Source organism: Kocuria sp. CH-021, from assembly GCF_049716185.1.
GTDB lineage: Bacteria > Actinomycetota > Actinomycetes > Actinomycetales > Micrococcaceae > Kocuria > Kocuria cellulosilytica.
Window position 1 is genome coordinate 148,377 of sequence record NZ_JBNAFK010000007.1, and the last position, 19,748, is coordinate 168,124.

The 19,748-nt window shown below is 74.5% G+C and carries 21 protein-coding genes; 18 read left to right on the top strand and 3 right to left on the bottom strand.

What is annotated here, in order from left to right; all coding sequences use genetic code 11:
- The first annotated feature begins 128 nt into the window (after positions 1-128).
- The 7 genes from ACPYN7_RS07370 (at position 129) to dapF (ending at position 6,562) form a co-directional block, all read left to right on the top strand.
- Positions 129-560, top strand: a complete 432-nt coding sequence (locus tag ACPYN7_RS07370) for a helix-turn-helix domain-containing protein (protein WP_017832912.1) — start codon at positions 129-131, stop codon at positions 558-560.
- 163 nt (positions 561-723) lie between these two features.
- Positions 724-945, top strand: coding sequence for a DUF3046 domain-containing protein (locus ACPYN7_RS07375; RefSeq protein WP_058873508.1), 222 nt, complete (start codon positions 724-726; stop codon positions 943-945).
- Between the two features lie 233 nt (positions 946-1,178).
- On the top strand, positions 1,179-2,288 hold the full coding sequence (gene recA, locus ACPYN7_RS07380; RefSeq protein WP_058873509.1) for a recombinase RecA: 1,110 nt from the start codon (positions 1,179-1,181) through the stop codon (positions 2,286-2,288).
- Positions 2,289-2,296: 8 nt separating this feature from the next.
- Positions 2,297-2,929, top strand: a complete 633-nt coding sequence (locus ACPYN7_RS07385; protein WP_424347199.1) for a regulatory protein RecX — start codon at positions 2,297-2,299, stop codon at positions 2,927-2,929.
- 29 nt (positions 2,930-2,958) lie between these two features.
- Positions 2,959-4,485 (top strand): tRNA (N6-isopentenyl adenosine(37)-C2)-methylthiotransferase MiaB, encoded by a 1,527-nt coding sequence (gene miaB / locus ACPYN7_RS07390; RefSeq protein WP_424347224.1) that lies wholly within the window; start codon positions 2,959-2,961, stop codon positions 4,483-4,485.
- Positions 4,482-5,402 carry a tRNA (adenosine(37)-N6)-dimethylallyltransferase MiaA gene (gene miaA / locus ACPYN7_RS07395; RefSeq protein ID WP_424347200.1) on the top strand — a complete coding sequence of 307 codons (921 nt, stop codon included), beginning with the start codon at positions 4,482-4,484 and terminating at the stop codon, positions 5,400-5,402. The genes miaB and miaA overlap by 4 nt, the downstream gene beginning before the upstream one ends.
- A gap of 170 nt (positions 5,403-5,572) precedes the next feature.
- Positions 5,573-6,562, top strand: a complete 990-nt coding sequence (dapF, locus tag ACPYN7_RS07400; protein WP_058873512.1) for a diaminopimelate epimerase — start codon at positions 5,573-5,575, stop codon at positions 6,560-6,562.
- Positions 6,563-6,702: 140 nt separating this feature from the next.
- Here dapF and ACPYN7_RS07405 read toward each other — a convergent pair whose 3' ends face one another.
- A complete protein-coding gene (locus ACPYN7_RS07405; RefSeq protein ID WP_424347201.1) occupies positions 6,703-7,365 on the bottom strand; it encodes a class I SAM-dependent methyltransferase in 663 nt (220 codons plus the stop codon).
- Between the two features lie 154 nt (positions 7,366-7,519).
- Between ACPYN7_RS07405 and hflX the strand changes: the two genes are divergently transcribed.
- Positions 7,520-9,148, top strand: a complete 1,629-nt coding sequence (hflX, locus tag ACPYN7_RS07410) for a GTPase HflX (protein ID WP_424347202.1) — start codon at positions 7,520-7,522, stop codon at positions 9,146-9,148.
- 4 nt (positions 9,149-9,152) lie between these two features.
- The gene (locus ACPYN7_RS07415; protein ID WP_424347203.1) at positions 9,153-11,231 is read left to right on the top strand and encodes an ATP-dependent DNA helicase; all 2,079 of its coding nucleotides are present in this window, start codon (positions 9,153-9,155) and stop codon (positions 11,229-11,231) included.
- 135 nt (positions 11,232-11,366) lie between these two features.
- On the opposite strand, the gene lexA is transcribed toward ACPYN7_RS07415, so the two are convergent.
- Entirely contained in the window at positions 11,367-12,062 is a 696-nt protein-coding gene (gene lexA / locus ACPYN7_RS07420) for a transcriptional repressor LexA (RefSeq protein ID WP_424347225.1), read from the bottom strand.
- A 421-nt stretch (positions 12,063-12,483) separates the two neighbouring features.
- On the opposite strand from lexA, the gene ACPYN7_RS07425 reads away from it, so the two are divergent.
- From ACPYN7_RS07425 to ACPYN7_RS07455, 7 genes are all read left to right on the top strand, one after another.
- On the top strand, positions 12,484-12,909 hold the full coding sequence (locus ACPYN7_RS07425; RefSeq protein ID WP_424347204.1) for a LysM peptidoglycan-binding domain-containing protein: 426 nt from the start codon (positions 12,484-12,486) through the stop codon (positions 12,907-12,909).
- A gap of 111 nt (positions 12,910-13,020) precedes the next feature.
- A complete protein-coding gene (locus ACPYN7_RS07430) occupies positions 13,021-14,124 on the top strand; it encodes a histidinol-phosphate transaminase (RefSeq protein ID WP_058873516.1) in 1,104 nt (367 codons plus the stop codon).
- A gap of 141 nt (positions 14,125-14,265) precedes the next feature.
- Entirely contained in the window at positions 14,266-14,895 is a 630-nt protein-coding gene (gene hisB / locus ACPYN7_RS07435; protein WP_424347205.1) for an imidazoleglycerol-phosphate dehydratase HisB, read from the top strand.
- The gene (gene hisH / locus ACPYN7_RS07440; protein WP_424347206.1) at positions 14,892-15,659 is read left to right on the top strand and encodes an imidazole glycerol phosphate synthase subunit HisH; all 768 of its coding nucleotides are present in this window, start codon (positions 14,892-14,894) and stop codon (positions 15,657-15,659) included. Before hisB ends, hisH begins: the two co-directional genes overlap by 4 nt.
- A complete protein-coding gene (locus tag ACPYN7_RS07445; RefSeq protein WP_197412654.1) occupies positions 15,656-15,817 on the top strand; it encodes a hypothetical protein in 162 nt (53 codons plus the stop codon). Before hisH ends, ACPYN7_RS07445 begins: the two co-directional genes overlap by 4 nt.
- 59 nt (positions 15,818-15,876) lie before the next feature.
- Positions 15,877-16,629: a bifunctional 1-(5-phosphoribosyl)-5-((5-phosphoribosylamino)methylideneamino)imidazole-4-carboxamide isomerase/phosphoribosylanthranilate isomerase PriA gene (priA, locus tag ACPYN7_RS07450; RefSeq protein WP_058873519.1), complete on the top strand. Its 753-nt coding sequence runs from the start codon at positions 15,877-15,879 to the stop codon at positions 16,627-16,629.
- Entirely contained in the window at positions 16,626-17,480 is an 855-nt protein-coding gene (locus ACPYN7_RS07455) for an SseB family protein (protein ID WP_424347207.1), read from the top strand. Before priA ends, ACPYN7_RS07455 begins: the two co-directional genes overlap by 4 nt.
- Positions 17,481-17,525: 45 nt before the next feature.
- Here ACPYN7_RS07455 and ACPYN7_RS07460 read toward each other — a convergent pair whose 3' ends face one another.
- Complete coding sequence (locus ACPYN7_RS07460; RefSeq protein WP_058873521.1) at positions 17,526-17,936, bottom strand: DUF1844 domain-containing protein; 411 nt, start codon at positions 17,934-17,936, stop codon at positions 17,526-17,528.
- 105 nt (positions 17,937-18,041) lie between these two features.
- Here ACPYN7_RS07460 and ACPYN7_RS07465 point away from each other — a divergent pair, with 105 nt between their 5' ends.
- Positions 18,042-18,338, top strand: a complete 297-nt coding sequence (locus ACPYN7_RS07465; protein WP_058873522.1) for a DUF503 domain-containing protein — start codon at positions 18,042-18,044, stop codon at positions 18,336-18,338.
- Positions 18,339-18,703: 365 nt separating this feature from the next.
- Positions 18,704-19,606, top strand: a complete 903-nt coding sequence (gene infC / locus ACPYN7_RS07470; protein ID WP_424347226.1) for a translation initiation factor IF-3 — start codon at positions 18,704-18,706, stop codon at positions 19,604-19,606.
- Positions 19,607-19,748: the final 142 nt, after the last annotated feature.

Consider the following 19,748-nt stretch of genomic DNA (forward strand, 5'->3'; position numbering starts at 1 on the left):
GCGGGGTTAGCAATGATCGCAGGCTCGAGTTGAGCCGGTGGACGTCAAGGCGTCGACCGGCCGGCGCCGGGGCACCGCCCGCACCAGGCGGTGAAGCTGCCGTACACACGAGGAGACAAGCGATTCACATGACCAAGCAACCCGTGTCCGTCAATGGCGTCGTCCGTTGGAAGGACGTGGGCCTGGACGAGGACGACAGCACCGAGACGAAGGACATGAAGATGGGTGTACTCCGCCAGGAGATCGGTGAGGTTCTGCGCAGCGTTCGCCAGCGCCAGGGGCGCACCCTCCGAGAGGTCTCCCACAGCGCCCGCGTGTCCCTCGGCTACCTCAGCGAGGTGGAGCGCGGACAGAAGGAGGCCTCCTCCGAGCTGCTCGCGTCGATCTGCGCCGCGCTCGACATCCCGATGTCCCAGATGCTGCGCGAGGTCGCGGACCGCCTGGCCTACGCCGAGGGCCTCCTGGTCCCGGACACCGTGCCGAGCGACCTCACCGAGCAGTACTCGCGGGAGTTCGGCCGGGTCAACGGCGGCGAGGCCGCCGCGGCCGGCGCCCGCTGATCCGCCCGGGCGGCCCGCCGCCCGTCCACGACGTCCCCGAGGGCTCGTCGGTCCCAGGACCGGCGGGCCCTCCGGTCTGCGGCGGCCGGGCCGCGGATGGCAGGATGGACGGGCACGACGCCCGGCACGCCGCCGGGCGGGGGCACGACGAAGGAGGACGCGGATGCGGCTGAGCAGCTTCTGGCAGCTCATGGCCGACGAGTTCGGCGCGGGCTACAGCAAGGTCCTGGCCCGGGACCTGGTGCTCGGGGAGCTGGACCACCGCACGGCCGCCGAGGCCATCGAGGCCGGGGTCGACCCGCGGACCGTGTGGTTCGCCCTCTGCCGGGCCCAGGACGTCCCCGAGACCCGCTGGTGGGGCGTGGACCGCCCGCCCCGGGACTGACGCGCGGGGCTCGCCCCGGCGCGGTCGTGGACCCCGGGGCGCTTCGAAGGTATATTCGAAGACCGAGGGCGGACTGCACAGCCCGTGCCGTCCGGGACGGTGCTCGCCGATCCTCCCCAGACCCCGCGCGAACGCCTTACGGTGTCCGACCCCGGCGATACCGTGGAACACGAAAAGACCAGCAGCAACGGTTCCGGCCGCACCGGCGGAGCCCCCCGACCACGAGGTGAACCATGGCAGCCAAGGGCAACAAGCAGAGCTCCGACCAGCAGTTCGGCAGCGACCGCGAGAAGGCTCTCGAGACCGTTCTCGCGCAGATCGACAAGAACTACGGCAAGGGCTCGGTGATGCGCCTGGGCGACCGCCCGGCGACCAAGATCGAGACCATCCCCACCGGCTCCATCGCGATGGACGTCGCGCTGGGCATCGGCGGGTTCCCGCGCGGGCGCGTCGTGGAGATCTACGGCCCGGAGTCCTCCGGCAAGACGACCGTGGCCCTGCACGCCGTGGCCAACGTCCAGAAGGCCGGCGGGATCGCCGCCTTCATCGACGCCGAGCACGCCCTGGACCCCGCCTACGCCGAGAAGCTCGGCGTGGACACGGACAGCCTGCTGGTCTCCCAGCCGGACACCGGCGAGCAGGCCCTGGAGATCATGGACATGCTCGTGGGCTCCGGGTCCATCGACATCATCGTCATCGACTCGGTGGCGGCCCTGGTGCCCAAGGCCGAGATCGAGGGCGAGATGGGCGACAGCCACGTGGGCCTGCAGGCCCGCCTCATGAGCCAGGCGCTGCGCAAGATCACCGGCCGGCTCTCGCACTCCAACACCACCGCGATCTTCATCAACCAGCTGCGCGAGAAGATCGGCGTGTTCTTCGGCAGCCCCGAGACCACCACCGGCGGCAAGGCGCTGAAGTTCTACGCCTCGGTCCGCGTGGACGTGCGCCGCATCGAGACCCTCAAGGACGGGGCCAACCCGGTGGGCAACCGGACCCGGGCCAAGATCGTCAAGAACAAGATGGCCCCGCCCTTCAAGCAGGCCGAGTTCGACATCCTCTACGGGGAGGGCATCTCCACCGAGGGCGGGCTCATCGACATGGGCGTGGAGCACGGCATCGTGAAGAAGTCCGGGGCGTGGTTCACCTACGAGGGCGACCAGCTGGGACAGGGCAAGGAGAACTCCCGCCGGTTCCTCAAGGACAACCCGGAGCTGGCCGAGGAGATCGAGCGCCGGATCCTGGTGAAGCTCGGGGTCGTCCAGGAGCCGGAGGCGGCCGAGGAGACCGCGGCGGAGCCGCCGGTCGCCGGCCTGCCCACCGAGGTCCCCGGCCCGGCCTTCTGAGCGGGCCCGTGACCGAGAGCCCGTACGCACGCCGGCGCCGCCGGTCCTCCGCCCGCCACCGCGGGCCGGAGGGCCCGGCGTCGTCGTCGTCCCCGGCGCAGGATGCCGAGCCGGACCCCCGCGAGGTGGCCCGGGCGATCGTCCTGCGTCAGCTCACCGCCTCCGCGAAGAGCCGCAAGCAGCTCGAGGACAAGCTCGCCGACCGCAACGTCCCCGAGGACGTGGCCCGGGAGGTGCTGGACCGGTTCGAGGAGGTCGACCTCGTCGACGACGCCCAGTACGCGCAGCTCTACGTCCGCTCGCGCGCGAGTTCCCGCAAGCTCTCCCGCTCCGCGATCCGCCGCGAGCTCGCCACCCGCGGCGTGACCGGGGAGATCGCGGAGTCGGCGCTCGAGCAGCGCACCGACGAGGACGAGCGGGAGGACGCCGCCGAGCTGGTGCGCCGCAAGCTCCCCGCCGGGTTGGACCCCGCCGATCGCGCCGCCCGGGACAAGGCCGTGCGGCGCCTGGTCGGCATGCTCGGCCGGAAGGGCTACCCGCCCGGCCTGGCCTTCGCCGTGGTGAAGGAGGAGCTCGAGGCGCGCTCGGGCACCCCGGTCCAGGACGACGGGATCGGCGAGGAGCACCTGGACACCCCGTGACCGGACCGGGCCCGTACAATTGTCCGGTGATGTCGACCCCCGCAGCCCCGTCCCCGACCGCGTCCTCCGCCGCGCCCGCCCCGCGCTCCTACGAGGTGCGCACCTTCGGGTGCCAGATGAACGTGCACGACTCCGAGCGGATCACGGGTCTGCTCGAGGCCGCCGGCTACGTCCCCGCCGCCGGCGGCGAGCCGGACCTCGTGGTGTTCAACACCTGTGCCGTGCGCGAGAACGCCGACAACAAGCTCTACGGCAACCTCGGCCAGCTCGTGCCCGCCAAGAAGCGCAACCAGGGCCTGCAGATCGCCGTCGGCGGCTGCCTCGCGCAGAAGGACCAGGACACGATCCTCGAGCGGGCCCCGTGGGTGGACGTGGTCTTCGGCACCCACAACATCGGCTCCCTGCCCGCCCTGCTGGAGCGCTCGCGGCACAACGCCGAGGCGCAGCTGGAGATCCTCGACGCCCTCGAGGTCTTCCCCTCGACCCTGCCCACCAAGCGGGACAGCGCCTACTCCGGGTGGGTCTCGATCTCCGTGGGGTGCAACAACACCTGCACGTTCTGCATCGTCCCCTCCCTGCGCGGCAAGGAGAAGGACCGCCGGCCCGGGGAGGTGCTCGCCGAGGTGCAGGCCCTCGTCGACGACGGCGCCGTCGAGGTCACCCTGCTGGGGCAGAACGTGAACTCCTACGGCGTCGAGTTCGGGGACCGCGGGGCGTTCGCGAAGCTGCTCCGCGCGTGCGGGCAGATCGAGGGCCTCGAGCGCGTGCGCTTCACGAGCCCGCACCCGGCCGCGTTCACGGACGACGTCATCGACGCCATGGCGGAGACCCCGAACGTCATGCCCCAGCTGCACATGCCCCTGCAGTCCGGCTCCGACCGGATCCTGAAGGCCATGCGCCGCTCCTACCGCTCGAAGCGGTTCCTCGGCATCCTGGACACCGTCCGCGAACGGATCCCGGAGGCCGCCATCACCACCGACATCATCGTGGGCTTCCCGGGGGAGACCGAGGAGGACTTCCAGGCCACCCTCGACGTCGTGGCCGCCTCCCGCTTCTCCTCCGCGTACACGTTCCAGTACTCCGTCCGGCCCGGGACCCCGGCGGGCGAGATGGCGGACCAGGTCCCCAAGGCCGTGGTGCAGGAGCGCTTCGAGCGGCTCGTGGCCCTGCAGGACCGGATCGCGGCGGAGGAGAACCGGGCGGTCGTCGGCCGGCAGGTCGAGCTGCTCGTCACCGCGGAGGCCGGCAAGAAGTCCGAGCAGACCCACCGGCTCTCGGGCCGCGCCCGGGACCAGCGGCTCGTGCACTTCTCCGTGCCCGAGGGCGCCGAGGTCCCGCGTCCCGGCGACTTCGTGACGGTCGAGGTCACCGGCGCCGCCGCCTACCACCTCGTCGCCGACCCGCGCTCCCCGCAGGACTACGCGCTGCGGCGCTCGCGGGCCGGGGACGCCTGGGACCGCCGCCAGGCCGCGTCCTGCGGCGTTCCTGCCGCCCCGGGCACCGCCACCGGCCCCGGACCCGTGAGCCTGGGCATGCCGGGCCTGCCCGTCCGGTGACCGGCGCGGACCTGCCGGTCGTCGCCGTCGTCGGTCCCACGGGCACCGGCAAGACGGCGCTGGGCGTCGAGCTCGCGCTGCGGCTGGGCGGGGAGGTGGTCAACGCCGACTCCATGCAGTTCTACCGCGGCATGGACATCGGCACCGCCAAGGCGACCGTGCCGGAGCGGCGCGGGGTGCCCCACCACCTCCTGGACGTCCTGGACGTCACCGAGGAGGCCTCGGTCGCGGACTTCCAGCGCGACGCCCGGGCGTGCTTCGCCCGGATCCGCTCCCGCGGGCGGGTCCCCGTCCTGGTGGGCGGCTCGGGGCTCTACGTGCGCGCGGCCCTGGACGTGCTCGAGCTGCCCGGCACCGATCCCGCGGTGCGGGCGCGGATCGAGGACGAGCTCGCCGAGCAGGGCCCCGGTGCCCTCCGGGAGCGGCTGCGGCAGGTGGACCCCGAGTCCGCCGCCCGCCTGCGGGACGACCGGCGGCTGGTGCGCGCCCTGGAGGTGTGGGAGCTGACCGGCCGCCCCTTCACCGCGTTCATGCCGCGCCGCGAGCACGTGGAGCCCACGGTGCAGATCGGCCTGGACGTCGACCGCGCCGCGCTGCACGACCGGCTCGCCCGGCGGGTCGGGGCCATGGTCGAGGCCGGGCTGGAGGCCGAGGTGCGCGCTCTGGCGGCCCGCGGGCTGCGCGAGGGCCGCACGGCGTCCCGGGCCCTGGGGTACGGGCAGTTCCTCGACGTCGTGGACGGGCGCGCCACCGTGGCGCAGGCGGTCGAGGCCACGGTGACGGCCACCCGCCGGTTCGCCCGCCGCCAGCGGACCTGGTTCCGCGCGGACCCGCGGGTGCACTGGCTGGACCCCGCCGAGCCCGGCCTCGTGGAGCGCGCTGTGCGGACCGTCGAACGGACCGGCGCCGCACGCTGAGCCGCTGCCCGCCCCGTGGCCCGGCCCACGGCACCGAGCGCGCCCCGGCCCGCGGCGCCCTCCGCGTCCCGGAGTGCGGCCCGGCCGGCGGGACCCCGCCCAGGACCCAGCCCAGGACCCAGCCCAGGACCCAGCCCAGGACCCCGTCCGGGGCCGCGTATCATGGTCGGGTGACTTCCGCCCGGACCAGCCCCGCCCCGACGCACGACACCCGCCCCGCCCCGGACGCCGTTCCGGGCGCCGACGCCGGCCCGTGGGGTGAGCTCGGCGGCCGCCGCTTCGCCAAGGGCCACGGCACGGGCAACGACTTCGTGCTGCTGACCGACCCGCACGCCCAGCTCGCCTTGGACGCGGAGCTGGTGACCCTGGTGTGCGACCGGCACCGGGGCATCGGCGGGGACGGGCTGATCCGCGCCGTGCGCTCCGAGGCGATCCCCGAGGGCAGGGCCGTCCTCGCGGAGGCGCCCGACGCCGAGTGGTTCATGGACTACCGCAACAACGACGGCTCCGTCGCCGAGATGTGCGGCAACGGGGTGCGGGTGTTCGTCCACTACCTCGTCCAGCGGGGCCTCGCCGAGGTCCCGGAGGGGGACGTGCTGCGCATCGGCACCCGCGCCGGCGTGAAGACCGTGGCCCGGACCGACTCCGGCTGGGCCGTGGACATGGGGCCGTGGACCTTCCTCGACGGCGAGGCCGCCCGGACCCGGGGCTCGGACGCCGTCGTGACGGCCGGCGGGCTGACGGTGTCCCGCCCCGCGCTGTCGATCGGCATGGGCAACCCGCACACGGTCGTGGCGCTCGCCGAGGGGGAGAAGCTCGACCAGCTGGAGCTGCACACCGCCCCGGTCGTGCGCCCGGAGCCCGCGGACGGGACCAACGTCGAGTTCGTGGTCCCCGCCGACGGCGACGACGACGGGGTGGGCCGGGTGCGGATGCGCGTGCACGAGCGCGGCGTGGGCGAGACGCAGTCCTGCGGGACCGGCGCGTGCGCCGCGGCGGCGGCGACCCGCTTCTGGGGCGGCGCCACGGCGCCCGACCAGTGGCTCGTGCAGGTGCCCGGCGGGGTCGTCTCCGTGACGTTCGTGCCGGCGCCCGACGGCGCCGAGCACGTGGTGCTCGCCGGACCGGCCGTGCTGGTGGCGGACGGCACCTTCGTCTGACGCGTCCGGCCCGGCGCCCCGCACCGGAGCGGGCGCCCGGTCCCGTCCGCCATTGCCCAGGATTCGACCCGGACCGGGGCTGCCGCCGGGGCCCGGCCGCGGGTGCCGCCCGGGACAGCCGCTCGGTCCCGGCGCTCGGCTCAGTCCCGGCGCTCGACCAGCAGAACCCGGAAACCCTTGTCGGTCGTGTGCCGGGAGACCCGGAAGCCGCCGCCCAGCGCGGTGCCGAGCCACTTCTGCAGCGAGTCCGCGCCGAGGTTCTTCTGCACCACCAGCCACGCCGTGCCGCCGGGGGCCAGCCGCGGCAGCCACTGCAGCAGCAGCTCGTGCAGCTGCTGCTTGCCGATCCGGATGGGCGGGTTGGACCAGATGGTGTCGAAGCGCCGGTCCGCGGGCACCTGTTCCGGCAGCAGCGCCTCCACGCCGGCCAGGCCCAGGGCCGCGGCGTTGTCCCGGGTGAGCCCCAGCGAGCGCTCGTTGACGTCCACGGCCGTGACCCGGGCCCCCGGGGCGGCGGCGGCCAGGCCCAGGGCGATCGGACCCCAGCCGCAGCCGATGTCGAGGAGCTCCGCACCGGCGGGATCGGGAACATTTTCCAGCAGCACGGACGTTCCCTTGTCGAGGCCTCGCGGGCTGAACACCCCGTTGGAGGTCTGCAGCACGACCTCCCGCCCCCGCAGGGTCACGGCCACGGAGCGCCGCACCTCGGGCGCCGAGGGGTCTTCGGAGAAGTAGTGCTCGGTCCCCGGGTTCGGGGTCGCCGGGCCGGCCACGGGATCGGGGGAGTCGGGACGCGGTGCCATAGCGCCCCATGCTACCGACAGTGCCCGCCGGCCCCCGCACCGCGAGCCGGGCCGGCCCTCGGCGCGGGCCGGGCGGGGACCACCGCCTCCGCCGCCGGGATGTCCGGCGCCGCCACTAGACTGGGCCGATCAGCAGCCCGTTTCGAAAGGAACCATGACCCACCCCCGTGAAACCCCTGCCGAGCCCCGCGCCGCCGCGGAGCCCGAGAACGGCCTGAGCCGGCAGGACCTGGAGGACGTCGTCGAGCGCGTGCTGTCCCGGGCCCGCGCCCGGGAGCAGGCCGCCGGCCAGGACGCCGCGCCCGTGGACGACCCCAGCACGCCGGGCCGGCTCTCCGGCCGGGCCCGTGAGCTCGCCGACGCCGAGGACGGGCACACCGTCCACGACGGCGAGCAGCAGGACCTTGAGGAGCGCCGCGCCCTGCGCCGCGTCGCGGGGCTGTCCACCGAGCTCGAGGACGTCACCGAGCTCGAGTACCGGCAGCTGCGCCTGGAGCGCGTGGTGCTCGCGGGGCTGTGGACGGACGGCACGCTCGCCGAGGCCGAGAACTCCCTGCGCGAGCTGGCCGCGCTCGCCGAGACCGCGGGCTCCGAGGTGCTCGACGGCATCGTCCAGCGCCGGACCAAGCCGGACCCGGCGACCTACCTGGGCTCCGGCAAGGCCAAGGAGCTGCGGGACATCGTCGCCGCGACCGGCGCGGACACCGTCGTCGTCGACTCCGAGCTCGCCCCCTCCCAGCGCCGCGGGCTGGAGGACGTCGTGAAGGTCAAGGTCATCGACCGCACGGGGCTGATCCTCGACATCTTCGCCCAGCACGCCAAGTCGAAGGAGGGCAAGGCCCAGGTCGAGCTCGCCCAGCTCGAGTACCTGCTGCCGCGCCTGCGCGGCTGGGGCGAGTCCCTGTCCCGCCAGGCCGGCGGCCGCGCCGCCGCCGGTGAGGGCATCGGCTCCCGCGGCCCCGGTGAGACCAAGATCGAGCTGGACCGCCGCCGCATCCGCACCCGCATGGCCAAGCTGCGGCGCGAGATCGCCGCCATGAAGCCGGCGCGCGAGACGAAGCGGCTCAACCGCCGCCGCCACTCCGTGCCCTCCGTGGCGATCGCCGGCTACACCAACGCGGGCAAGTCCTCGCTGCTCAACCGGCTCACGGACGCCGGGGTGCTCGTGGAGAACGCCCTGTTCGCCACCCTGGACCCCACGGTCCGCCGCGCGCAGACCCCGGACGGCATCGGCTACACGCTCTCGGACACGGTGGGGTTCGTCCGCTCGCTGCCCACCCAGCTCGTCGAGGCGTTCCGCTCCACCCTCGAGGAGGTCGCCGACTCCGACCTCATCCTGCACGTGGTGGACGCCTCCCATCCGGACCCGGAGGGCCAGATCCGCGCGGTCCGCCAGGTCTTCACGGACATCGACGCCCAGAACATCCCCGAGATCATCGCCCTGAACAAGGTGGACGCCGCCGACCCGTTCGTGGTCGAGCGGATCAAGCAGCGCGAGCGCAACGTCGTCGTCGTCTCCGCCCGCACGGGGGAGGGCATCGACGAGCTCCGGCAGCGGATCAGCGAGTCCATCCCGCGCCCCGAGACGGTGCTGGAGCTGCTGGTGCCGTACCAGCGCGGCGACGTGGTCAGCCGGCTGCACGACTGGGACGCCGAGATCCTGCGCACCGAGCACCTGGCCGAGGGCACGCACCTGCTCGTGAAGGTCCGCGAGGACCTCGCGGCCGAGCTCGCGGAGTTCGCCCCCGAGCGCGCTCCCGGCTTCGGCGCCGAGAGCGCCTGAGCGCGTGGCCGCCGCATCCGTGGAGGAGTCCGGGCACGCCGTCCCGGACGTGCGCCCCGAGACCCTGCCCGGGGCGAAGGACGCCCTGGCCCTGCTGGACACCGCCGTCACCGCGATGGGCGGGCAGGTCCGGGACGGCCAGCGGCTGATGACCGCGAAGGTCGCCGAGGCCCTGGACCGCGGCCGGCACCTGCTGGTCCAGGCGGGGACCGGCACGGGGAAGTCCCTCGCGTACCTGGCACCGCTCGTCGAGCACGCCCAGCACGCGGACAAGCCCGTGGTCGTGGCCACGGCGACGCTCGCGCTGCAGTCGCAGATCGTGGGCCGGGACGTGCCCCGGCTGCTGGCCGCCCTCGAGGGCGAGCTCGAGCGCGACGTGGACGTGGCCCTGCTCAAGGGCCGCAGCAACTACGCGTGCCTGCACAAGATCGAGGGCGGCTATCCGTCCGACGACGACCCCGGCGCGCTGTTCGCCCTGCCCGACGCCGCCCCGCACCCCGGCGCGCCGCAGCCGGAGGCCGCCGAGCAGCCCGGGCGGCTGGGCCAGGAGGTCCAGCGCCTGCGCGAGTGGGCCCGGGACACCGGGAGCGGGGACCGGGACGAGGTGCTCCCCGGTGTCAGCGACCGCGCCTGGCGCCAGGTGTCCGTCACCGCCAAGGAGTGCCTGGGCCGCAGCTGCCCCCTGGTCGAGGACTGCTTCGCCGAGCTCGCCAAGCAGCGGGCCGGCGAGGCCGACATCGTCATCACCAACCACGCCCTGCTCGCGATCAACGCGTTCGAGGGGATCACCGTGCTGCCCGAGCACGACGTCGTGGTCATCGACGAGGCCCACGAGCTCCAGGACCGGGTGACGGGTGCGGTCACCGGCCAGCTCTCCGCGGCCATGGTGCGCTCGGCCGCCGCGTCCGTGCGCAAGCACACCTCTGCGAGCGCCGACTCCCTCACGGCCGGGGCCGCCAATCTCGAGGCCGCGCTGACGGGCGCTGCGGCCGAGCTGCTGCACCGGGGCCTCGGGGACGCCCAGGCGGCGGCCGTGGCCCAGATCCGGGACGCCGCCCGCACCGTGATGACCGAGTCGAAGGCCGGTGCGGGGGAGAAGGACGGGGACGCCGGCCGGCAGCTGGCCCGCTCCCGGGTCAGCGACGTCCTCGACCTCGCCGAGCGGATCCTCGCCGCCGAGGAGCACCGCGAGGTGCTGTGGATCTCCCGGCAGGGCGGCTGGGAGCCCGGCCGCGGCTACGTGCCCGCCGAGGACACCGATCCGGCGACCCTGCACGTGGCGCCGCTCAGCGTGGCCGGCACCCTGCGGGAGGGGCTCTTCGACGGGCGCACCGTGGTCCTCACCTCGGCGACCCTGTCCGTCGGCTCGTCCTTCGACTCCGCCGCCGGTGCCCTGGGCCTGCGCGGCGAGGGCGCCCCGCGCTGGGAGGGCGTGGACGTCGGCAGCCCGTTCGACTACCCGAGACAGGGCATCCTGTACCTCGCCAAGCACCTGGAGAAGCCCGGCCGCCGGCTCACGGAGGCCCAGCTGGACGAGATGCTGGCGCTGCTGGAGGCCTCCCGGGGCGGGGCCCTCGGGCTCTTCTCCTCCCGCCGGGCCGCGGAGGAGGCGGCCGAGGCCCTGCGCGCGCGCACCGACCTGCCGATCCTGTGCCAGGGGGAGTCCTCGCTCGCGGGCCTCGTCCAGGAGTTCACCGACGACCCCTCGACGAGCCTGTTCGGCACGATGAGCCTGTGGCAGGGCGTGGACGTCCCGGGGGCCTCCTGCCGGCTCGTGATGATCGACCGGATCCCCTTCCCCCGCCCGGACGACCCGCTGGCGAGCGCCCGCAGCCGCGCCGCGGAGCGGGCCGGCGGCAACGGCTTCATGTCCGTCTCCGCGACGCACGCGGCCGTGCGGCTCGCCCAGGGGACCGGGCGGCTCATCCGCTCGGGCGGGGACCGGGGCGTCGTGGCGATCCTGGACTCACGGATCGCGACCGCCCGCTACGGCGGCTTCCTCCGCGGGTCCCTGCCGCCGCTGTGGACCACCACGGACCGCTCGGTGGTGCTCGGGGCCCTGCAGCGGCTCGCCACGGGCTGAGCAGGCCCGGCACCGGCCGGGCCCGGCCGGCGCGTTCGACAGGGAACCGTACGACACCGGGCCGCACGACGCCGGGCCGCACGAGACCGGGCCCCCGCCGACGGCGGGGGCCCGGGCACCGGGGAGCGCGGCGGCTCAGAGGCTGCGCAGCACCGAGACGACCTTGCCCATCACGGTGGCGTGGTCGCCGAGGATCGGTTCGTAGCGGGTGTTCTGCGGCAGCAGCCACGTGTGGCCGTCCCGCTGGCGGAAGGTCTTGACCGTGGCCTCGTCGTCGAGCAGGGCCGCCACGATGTCCCCGTTGTCGGCGGCGCTCTGCCGTCGCACCACCACCCAGTCGCCGTCGCAGATCGCGGCGTCGATCATCGAGTCGCCCTTGACGCGCAGCATGAACAGCTCGCCGTGCCCGACCAGCTGGCGGGGCAGCGCGAGGACGTCCTCGACGGCCTGCTCGGCCGTGATCGGCCCGCCGGCGGCGATGTGGCCGACCAGCGGGACCATCGTCACGTCGGCCGAGGTGGACAGCTCGGCCACGGGATCGTGGACCGCTGGGCCCGCGGCGCGGCGGGCGTGCGCCGCGGTCTCGGCCGGCGGCTCGGGGGCCTCCGCGCCGGCGGTCCCGCGCAGCTGCAGCGGCGTGAGCACCTCCATGGCCCGGGGCCGCTTGGGGTCGCGGCGCAGGTAGCCCAGCTTCTCGAGCTGGGAGAGCTGGTGGGTGACGCTCGAGAGCGAGGCCAGGCCCACGAGGTCACCGATCTCCCGCATGGACGGCGGATAGCCGTGCTCGGCGATGGAGCGCTGGATGGCCTCGAGGATCGTGCGCTGGCGCACGCTGAGCCCGCGGCTGCGCGAGCGCGCCCCGGGGCGGGCGCCCCGGGCGCGGGGCTCCTCGGGAGTGGGGGGCTGGGCCATGGGAGCGTCGTCCTTTCCCGTCCGGCTGCCGGTGCCGCCGGTCCTCACGGTCCCGGTTCCGATGTCGGACCCGGGTGGTTCGATGGATCCCGGTCGGCACGCGCAGGGGGTCCGCAGCGCGCGCCGGCCCGAGGCCCGAACACGTCCTCAGCCTAGGCGACACGCCGTGGGTGTTCAAACATATGTACGAGCCGGTGTCGACAGCGTTCGCAGGCACGTGCTAGACATGGGTCATCGGTATTCGAAAGTATGTTCGATCGAATGGAGGCCCGCACGGGCCGTCGACCGGACCGGTGTTCGAGATCGCCCGCCCGTGCGGGAACGTCAAGGAGTTCATGTCATGAGTGCCAGTGCCACCCTCAGCGCCGTCGTCGAGCGCCGCCGCGGAACCGCGGCGGCGGGCGGCCGCGGCCGTGCGGCCCGGCGGGCCCGCCCCGCAGGCTCCGGCTTCCGCACCCCGCTGACCCTGACCCGCCGCGGCCGCCTGGTGTTCCTGGGCCTGCCCGTCCTCGCCGGCTCCGCCGCCCTCGTGGTGCTGGCGGTGATCTTCCTCGTCCCCTCGACGGCCACGGCCACGAGCGAGCCCGTCCCGGGCCCCGGGACCGAACAGGCCACCGTGTTCCCCGGGCAGAGCCTGTGGGAGCTCGCCGTGACCGCGGACCCGGACCGGGACCCGCGGGAGGTCATGGACGAGATCGTGGAGCTCAACGACCTGGACAGCTCCGTGCTCGTGGCCGGCCAGCTGCTCGAGGTCCCAGCCGCCTGAGCCGCCCGCCCGGTCCGGCCGGCCGCGGGTGGCCCCGAGTCGCCGCGGGAGCCCCGGGCCCGTGACCGGCTCCTGGGCCGGAGGGTCCGGGTGGAGCACTAAACTGTCCGGGTGACGCAGAACCTGGACCGACTCAACGCCCTCCCGCTCCGCGACGACCTGCGCGGCAGGACGCCGTACGGCGCCCCGCAGCTCGACGTCGCCGTGGCGCTCAACACCAACGAGAACACCCATCCGGTCCCCGCGGACGTGCACGCGGCGATCGTCGAGGAGGTCACCGGGGCGGCCTGGGCCCTCAACCGGTACCCCGACCGCGAGTTCACCGCCCTGCGCGAGGAGCTCGCCGCGTACCTCGGCCACGGGCTCGGGGCCGAGAACCTGTGGGCGGCCAACGGCTCCAACGAGATCCTGCAGCAGATCCTGCAGGCCTTCGGCGGCCCCGGCCGCACCCTGCTCACCTTCGTCCCCACCTACTCGATGTACCCGCTCCTGGCCTCCGGGACGCACACCGCCTTCGTCGCGGGGGAGCGGGCGGCGGACTTCGGGCTGTCCCCGGAGTCCGCGGCCGAGCAGGTGCGCCGGCACCGGCCGGACGTCGTCTTCCTGTGCTCGCCCAACAACCCGACGGGCACGGCGCTGGGCGCGGACGTGGTGACCGCGGTGTACGAGGCGGGCGAGGAGTTCCGCACGGTCGTGGTGGTGGACGAGGCCTACGCCGAGTTCTCGCACGGCGGCACCCCCACCGCGCTCACCCTGCTCGAGGGCCGGCCCCGCCTGATCGTCTCCCGCACCATGAGCAAGGCGTTCGCGCTCGCCGGCGCCCGCCTCGGCTACTTCGCGGCCGCGCCGGAGGTCGCCGACGCCGTGCGTCTCGTCCGGCTTCCCTACCACCTCTCGGCCGTCACCCAGGCCACGGCCCTCGCGGCGCTGCGCCACTCGGGGTCGCTGCTGGCCAACGTCGAGGACATCAAGGTCCAGCGCGACCGGATCGTGGAGGGGCTGACCCGGCTCGGGCTCGAGCCCGCCGCGTCGGACTCGAACTTCGTGTTCTTCGGCGGCATGGCCGACTCCCGGGGCATGTGGGAGGCGCTGCTCGAGGACGGGGTGCTCGTGCGGGACGTCGGGATCCCCGGCCACCTGCGGGTCACGGCCGGCACCGAGGCGGAGACCACAGCGTTCCTGACCAGCCTGGAGCGGATCCTCTCCGGCGCCTGAGCAGCCCGGGCCGGGGCGTGCCCCGGCCCGGATAGCATGGAAGCAGACCACCCCTGGGCCCGAGCCGCCGCCCGCGGCCCGGCCCGGACCAACCGCGGCCCGCCGAGGGCGGCGCCGCGTCCGCGAGGAGTTCCCACCGAAATGAGCGAGCAGACCCCCACCGGCACCCGCGCGCCCCGCCGCGCGGCCCTGGACCGGCGCACGAGCGAGTCCTCGGTGTCCGTCGAGATCGACCTCGACGGCACCGGCGAGAACGACATCGACACCTCCGTGCCGTTCTACGACCACATGCTGACCGCGCTGTCGAAGCACTCCCTGATCGACATGCGGATCCGGTCCACCGGCGACACCCACATCGACGTCCACCACACCGTCGAGGACACCGCGATCGTCCTCGGGGACGCCCTGCGCCAGGCGCTGGGCGAGAAGGCCGGGATCCGCCGCTTCGGCGAGGCGACGGTCCCGCTGGACGAGGCCCTGGCCCACGCCGTGGTCGACATCTCCGGGCGGCCCTACGTGGTGCACACGGGCGAGCCCGAGGGCCAGCAGTACCACCTCATCGGCGGGCACTTCACCGGCTCCATGGTCCAGCACGTCTTCGAGTCCCTGGCCCACCACGCCGGGATCTGCCTGCACGTCACGCTGCTGGCCGGCCGGGACCCGCACCACATCGCCGAGGCCCAGTTCAAGGCCGTGGCCCGAGCCCTCCGCCAGGCCGTGGAGCCCGACCCCCGGGTGCACGGCATCCCGTCCACGAAGGGAGCCCTGTGAGCACCGAGGACAGCACCACGGGCCCCGGCGGCTCCCGGCCCACCGTCACCGTCCTCGACTACGGCGCGGGCAACGTGCGCTCGGCCGTGCGCGCCCTCGAGGCGGCCGGCGCGGACGTGGTGCTCAGCGCCGACCCCGAGGCGGTGCTCGACGCCGACGGCCTCGTGGTCCCCGGCGTCGGCGCGTTCGCCGCCGTCATGGAAGGACTGCGCTCCGTGGACGGCCTGCGCCTCATCGGCCGCCGCCTCGCCGGCGGCCGCCCCGTGCTGGGCATCTGCGTGGGGCTGCAGGTCCTCTTCGACTCCGGCGTGGAGCACGGCCAGGAGACCGCGGGCATGGGCGAGTGGCCCGGCGTCGTCGAACGGCTGAAGGCCGACGTGGTCCCGCACATGGGCTGGAACACGGTCGAGCCGCCCGAGGACTCGGTGCTGTTCCGGGGGATCGAGGACCAGCGGTTCTACTTCGTGCACTCCTACGGGGTGCAGGAGTGGGACTTCCCGCAGAACATCGAGAAGATGCGGGCGCCGCAGGTCACCTGGTCCGACCACGGGGGCCGCTTCGTCGCGGCCGTGGAGAACGGGCCGCTGTGCGCCACCCAGTTCCACCCGGAGAAGTCCTCCGAGGCCGGCATCCAGCTCCTGCGCAACTGGCTCGGCACCCTGCCGCGCACGGGACGCCTGGACCACCTCAAGGCCGGTGACCCCCTGGGCGGGGACACCCTGGCCGGCCGGCCGACCCTGGAGGCCGGGGACGGCGCGGCGTGAGCGCCGCCGTCCTCGTGATGGTCCTCGGCGCGTTCCTCGCCGGCGGGGCCATCTCCTTCCAGCAGCAGCAGAAGCCCGTCTGGACGGTCGTGCTCCTGGCCGCCGTCGCGGCGGCCCTCATCGGCTACGGCGGGTACGCCTGGTTCCAGGGCCGCTGAGCACGTCCCGTCCGCCCGTCCGTCCGTCCGAGACCCCGCAACCCGAGAAGAGAGATCCCATGCCCTTGAGCGAGACCCCCCGCCTCCAGCTGCTGCCCGCCGTCGACGTCGCGGACGGCCAGGCCGTGCGCCTGGTCCAGGGCGAGGCCGGCTCCGAGACCGGCTACGGTGACCCGCTGGAGGCCGCCCTCGCCTGGCAGGAGGCCGGCGCCGAGTGGATCCACCTCGTGGACCTCGACGCCGCCTTCGGCCGCGGCGACAACATCGACGTGCTCCGCCGCGTCGCCGCCGAGCTCGAGCTGAAGGTCGAGATGTCCGGCGGCATCCGGGACGACGCGTCCCTGGAGCGGGCGCTGTCCCTGGACCCCGCCCGGATCAACCTGGGCACCGCGGCCCTCGAGAACCCGGAGTGGACGCAGAAGGTCATCGCCGAGCACGGCGACGTCATCGCGGTGGGCCTCGACGTGCGCGGCACCGTCCTCGCCGCCCGCGGCTGGACCGAGGAGGGCGGGGACCTCTGGGAGGTCCTGGACCGCCTCGAGGACCACGGCTGCGCCCGCTACGTGGTCACCGACGTCACCAAGGACGGCACCCTCAAGGGCCCCAACCTCGAGCTCCTGAAGGAGGTCGCGACCCGCACCGACAAGCCCGTGGTCGCCTCGGGCGGGATCTCCTCCCTCGACGACCTCTCCGCCCTGCGGACGCTCGTGCCCTCGGGGGTCGAGGGCGCGATCGTGGGCAAGGCCCTCTACGCGGGCCGGTTCACCCTCGAGGAGGCCCTCGACGTGGCGGGCCGGCCGGGAGCGCGGTGACGGAGCGGCCCCTGCCGGAGCACATCGCCGCCCAGCTCGCGGGCGCCGGCGGCACCGAGGACACCGGCGGCCAGGCCTGGGCCGGGCGCAACCTGGGGGAGGGCACCAGCCACACCCACCGGTTCCCCGGGGACGACGGCGCCGCCGCCCCCGCCGTGCTGCAGGCCCTCCGGGCCCTGCGGGCGGGCACCGGGGACGAGTCCGCCGTGGTCGCCGCGCTCGCCGGCACCCGCGTGTTCGTGCCCGTCGTGGCCGAGGTCTCGTCCTCGACCGTGACGGAGGCCGGTCTCGTGGCCGACAAGGAGGCCGACATGGCGCTCGTGTCCCTGCGCGCCGCGGACGGCCGGCAGGTGCTGCCGGTCTTCAGCTCCACGGCGGCGCTCGCGGACTGGCACGCCCGGGCGCGGCCGGTGGCCACGGACCTCCGCCGGGCCGCCGTGGCCGCGGTCAAGGACGGCACCCAGCTGCTGGTGCTCGACCCCGGCACCGACCTCCCGTTCGTGGTGCGCCGCCCGGCCCTCTGGGCGCTGGCCCGGGGCAGGGCCTGGACCCCCTCCTACCGCAGCCCGGACGTCGAGGCGGCGGTCCGGCGCTGCGCCACCGGGCTGCCCGGGGTCGTCGGGGTGGGGACCGCCCCCGGCGACGGCGTGGCCGTGCGCGTCGCGGACGGGACGCTCGTCCGGGGCGGCGGGGCCGGCCCCGAGCTCGCCGTCGTGCTGTCCCTGCAGGCCGGGCTCGACCAGGGGCAGCTGGACGACGTCGTCGCCCGGTTCCAGGCCCGGCTGAGCGTCGAGCCGGCCCTCGCTGAGGACGTCGACTCGATGCAGCTGCGCCTCACGACGGCGGGCTGACCCGGGAAGCCCGGACCAGCCCGCGACGGACGGAGGCGGCGGTGCTCAGCTGACCGGGCCGGTGAACCGCTCGCCGGGCCCCTGGCCGGGGGCGTCCGGGAAGCGCGAGGCCTCGCGGAACGCGAGCTGGAGGGTGCGCAGGCCGTCGCGCAGGGGAGCGGCGTGCTGCGAGCCGATCTCCGGCGCCGCGGCGGTGACGAAACCGGCCAGCGCGGTGATGAGCTTGCGCGCCTCGTCGAGGTCCTTGAGCTCCTCGGCGTCCTCGCCGGCGGCGAGCCCGCACTTCACGGCGGCCGCGCTCATGAGGTGCACGGCCGCGGTGGTGATGACCTCGATGGCGGGGACCTCCGCGATGTCGCGCATCTGCTCGTCGACGGCGCTGACCGTCTCCTGCGGGATCTCCTGGCCGGACCGTGCGGCGTCGTCGTCGAAGCGGAAGGTGTTCTCGGAAGTCATGGCCCAACTCTGCCACACCGCCGGTCGCCGCCCGGACCGTCCCAGCGGCCCTGCGCACTATCCTGCAGGGGAGGCCGGGCGCCGGCCGGAAGGAGGCGGAGCACCGTGTGGATCGGGTGGATCGAGTTCGACGTGCTCCTGGGGGACGTCCACTCCCTCAAGGCCAAGCGTTCCGTGGTGCGGCCCCTCGTGGCGGAGCTGCGCCGCCGGTTCCCGGTGACCGCCGCCGAGGTCGGCCACCTCGAGCTCCACCGGCGCGCCCTCGTGGGCACCGCCGTGGTCGCCGCGGACGCCGCCCGCCTCGTCGAGGTCCTCGACGAGGTCGAGCGCTTCGTCGCCGCCCGGCCGGAGACGGAGCTGCTCTCGGCCCGCCGGGCCCTGCACAGCACCGAGGACGAGTGAGACGCCGGCGCGGCCGTCGTTTCCCGAACAGGCGGCCCATGGGCTAGACTGGTCGGCAGTGTGCAAGTGGAGGAGACTCCCACCCGCGCCGGCCACGGTCCTGCGAGCCTCTCGGAGGACCGGAGCACGGCCCCCGGGTCCGCGACGACATCGTCCGCACGACGGCACGGCCGGGGCATCCCTCGTCCGCACCGTCACGCAATGCGCCACCCTCGGGCGGCGCACCGATGAGCCTCCGCTTGCCGACCGCAGCGGGGGCTTTTGTCGTTGCGGACCGGACCGAACCATGAGGTCCCCGGAAACCTCCGGGCGATCACGCCAGACATCAGGAGCACGGCATTAGCGATCCACGTATCAATGACAGAATCCGAGTCCCCGAAGTCCGTCTCGTCGGACCCGCAGGCGAGCAGGTCGGCATCGTCCGCGTCGAGGACGCACTGAGGCTGGCCCGCGAATCGGATCTCGATCTGGTCGAGGTGGCGCCCAACGCCAAGCCGCCGGTGGCCAAGCTCATGGACTTCGGCAAGTACAAGTACGAGGCCGCGGTCAAGGCCCGGGAGTCGCGCAAGAACCAGACGAACACGGTCCTCAAGGAGGTCCGGTTCCGGCTCAAGATCGACACCCACGACTACGAGACCAAGGTCGGCCACGCCAAGCGGTTCCTCGGGGCCGGTGACAAGGTCAAGGCCATGATCCAGTTCCGCGGACGCGAGCAGCAGCGCCCCGAGATGGGTGTCCGCCTGCTCGAGCGCTTCGCGAACGACGTCGCCGAGGTCGGCGCGGTCGAGTCGAGCCCCCGGGTCGACGGCCGCAACATGGTGATGGTCGTGGGCCCGCTGAAGAACAAGGCCGAGGCCAAGGCCGAGGCGCGCCGCCAGAAGCAGCGCGACGAGGCGAAGGCCGAGAACGAGCGCAAGGCGAAGGACAAGGTCGACACGTCCTCCGCGGCGCCCGTGACCCAGACGATCGGGGACGCCTTCCCGGCCGAGCTGCGCGAGCAGGCCGGCCGGACCGAGGAGCCGGTGCAGCAGCCGGCGCCCGAGGCCCAGCAGCCGGCCCCGGAGACGGCGCAGCCCGCCGCCCCCGAGGTCGTCGAGGCGCCTGCGGCCGCCGAGGCCCCGGAGCCCGAGGTCGTCGAGACCCCGGCGCCGCAGGCGGCCCCGAAGCCGCCGGCGCCCCAGGCCCCGGCGCCGAAGGCTCCGGCCGCGGCGCCGAAGGCCCCCCGGCCCGGCCCCAAGCCGGGTGCCAAGCCCGGGCCCCAGGCCTGAGCGGCGCACGACCTTCCGCGCGAGCGGAGCAGAACTGACAGCGCCCGCGGGCGCAGCCGGGACCGGCTGCGCCCGGGGGCACCGTGGAGGTGCGGCGGACGTCGCCGTGCCCTCCGGTGACCACCACCGGAAGAATCGCAAG

Excerpts from the sequence above, each read along its gene's own strand:
- ACPYN7_RS07370 (WP_017832912.1), top strand. The coding sequence starts at position 129 with ATGACCAAGCAACCCGTGTCCGTCAATGGCGTCGTCCGTTGGAAGGAC.
- ACPYN7_RS07375 (WP_058873508.1), top strand. The coding sequence starts at position 724 with ATGCGGCTGAGCAGCTTCTGGCAGCTCATGGCCGACGAGTTCGGCGCG.
- recA (WP_058873509.1), top strand. The coding sequence starts at position 1,179 with ATGGCAGCCAAGGGCAACAAGCAGAGCTCCGACCAGCAGTTCGGCAGC.
- miaB (WP_424347224.1), top strand. The coding sequence starts at position 2,959 with ATGTCGACCCCCGCAGCCCCGTCCCCGACCGCGTCCTCCGCCGCGCCC.
- ACPYN7_RS07405 (WP_424347201.1), bottom strand. The coding sequence starts at position 7,365 with ATGGCACCGCGTCCCGACTCCCCCGATCCCGTGGCCGGCCCGGCGACC.
- hflX (WP_424347202.1), top strand. The coding sequence starts at position 7,520 with ATGACCCACCCCCGTGAAACCCCTGCCGAGCCCCGCGCCGCCGCGGAG.
- ACPYN7_RS07425 (WP_424347204.1), top strand. The coding sequence starts at position 12,484 with ATGAGTGCCAGTGCCACCCTCAGCGCCGTCGTCGAGCGCCGCCGCGGA.
- hisB (WP_424347205.1), top strand. The coding sequence starts at position 14,266 with ATGAGCGAGCAGACCCCCACCGGCACCCGCGCGCCCCGCCGCGCGGCC.
- priA (WP_058873519.1), top strand. The coding sequence starts at position 15,877 with ATGCCCTTGAGCGAGACCCCCCGCCTCCAGCTGCTGCCCGCCGTCGAC.
- ACPYN7_RS07460 (WP_058873521.1), bottom strand. The coding sequence starts at position 17,936 with ATGACTTCCGAGAACACCTTCCGCTTCGACGACGACGCCGCACGGTCC.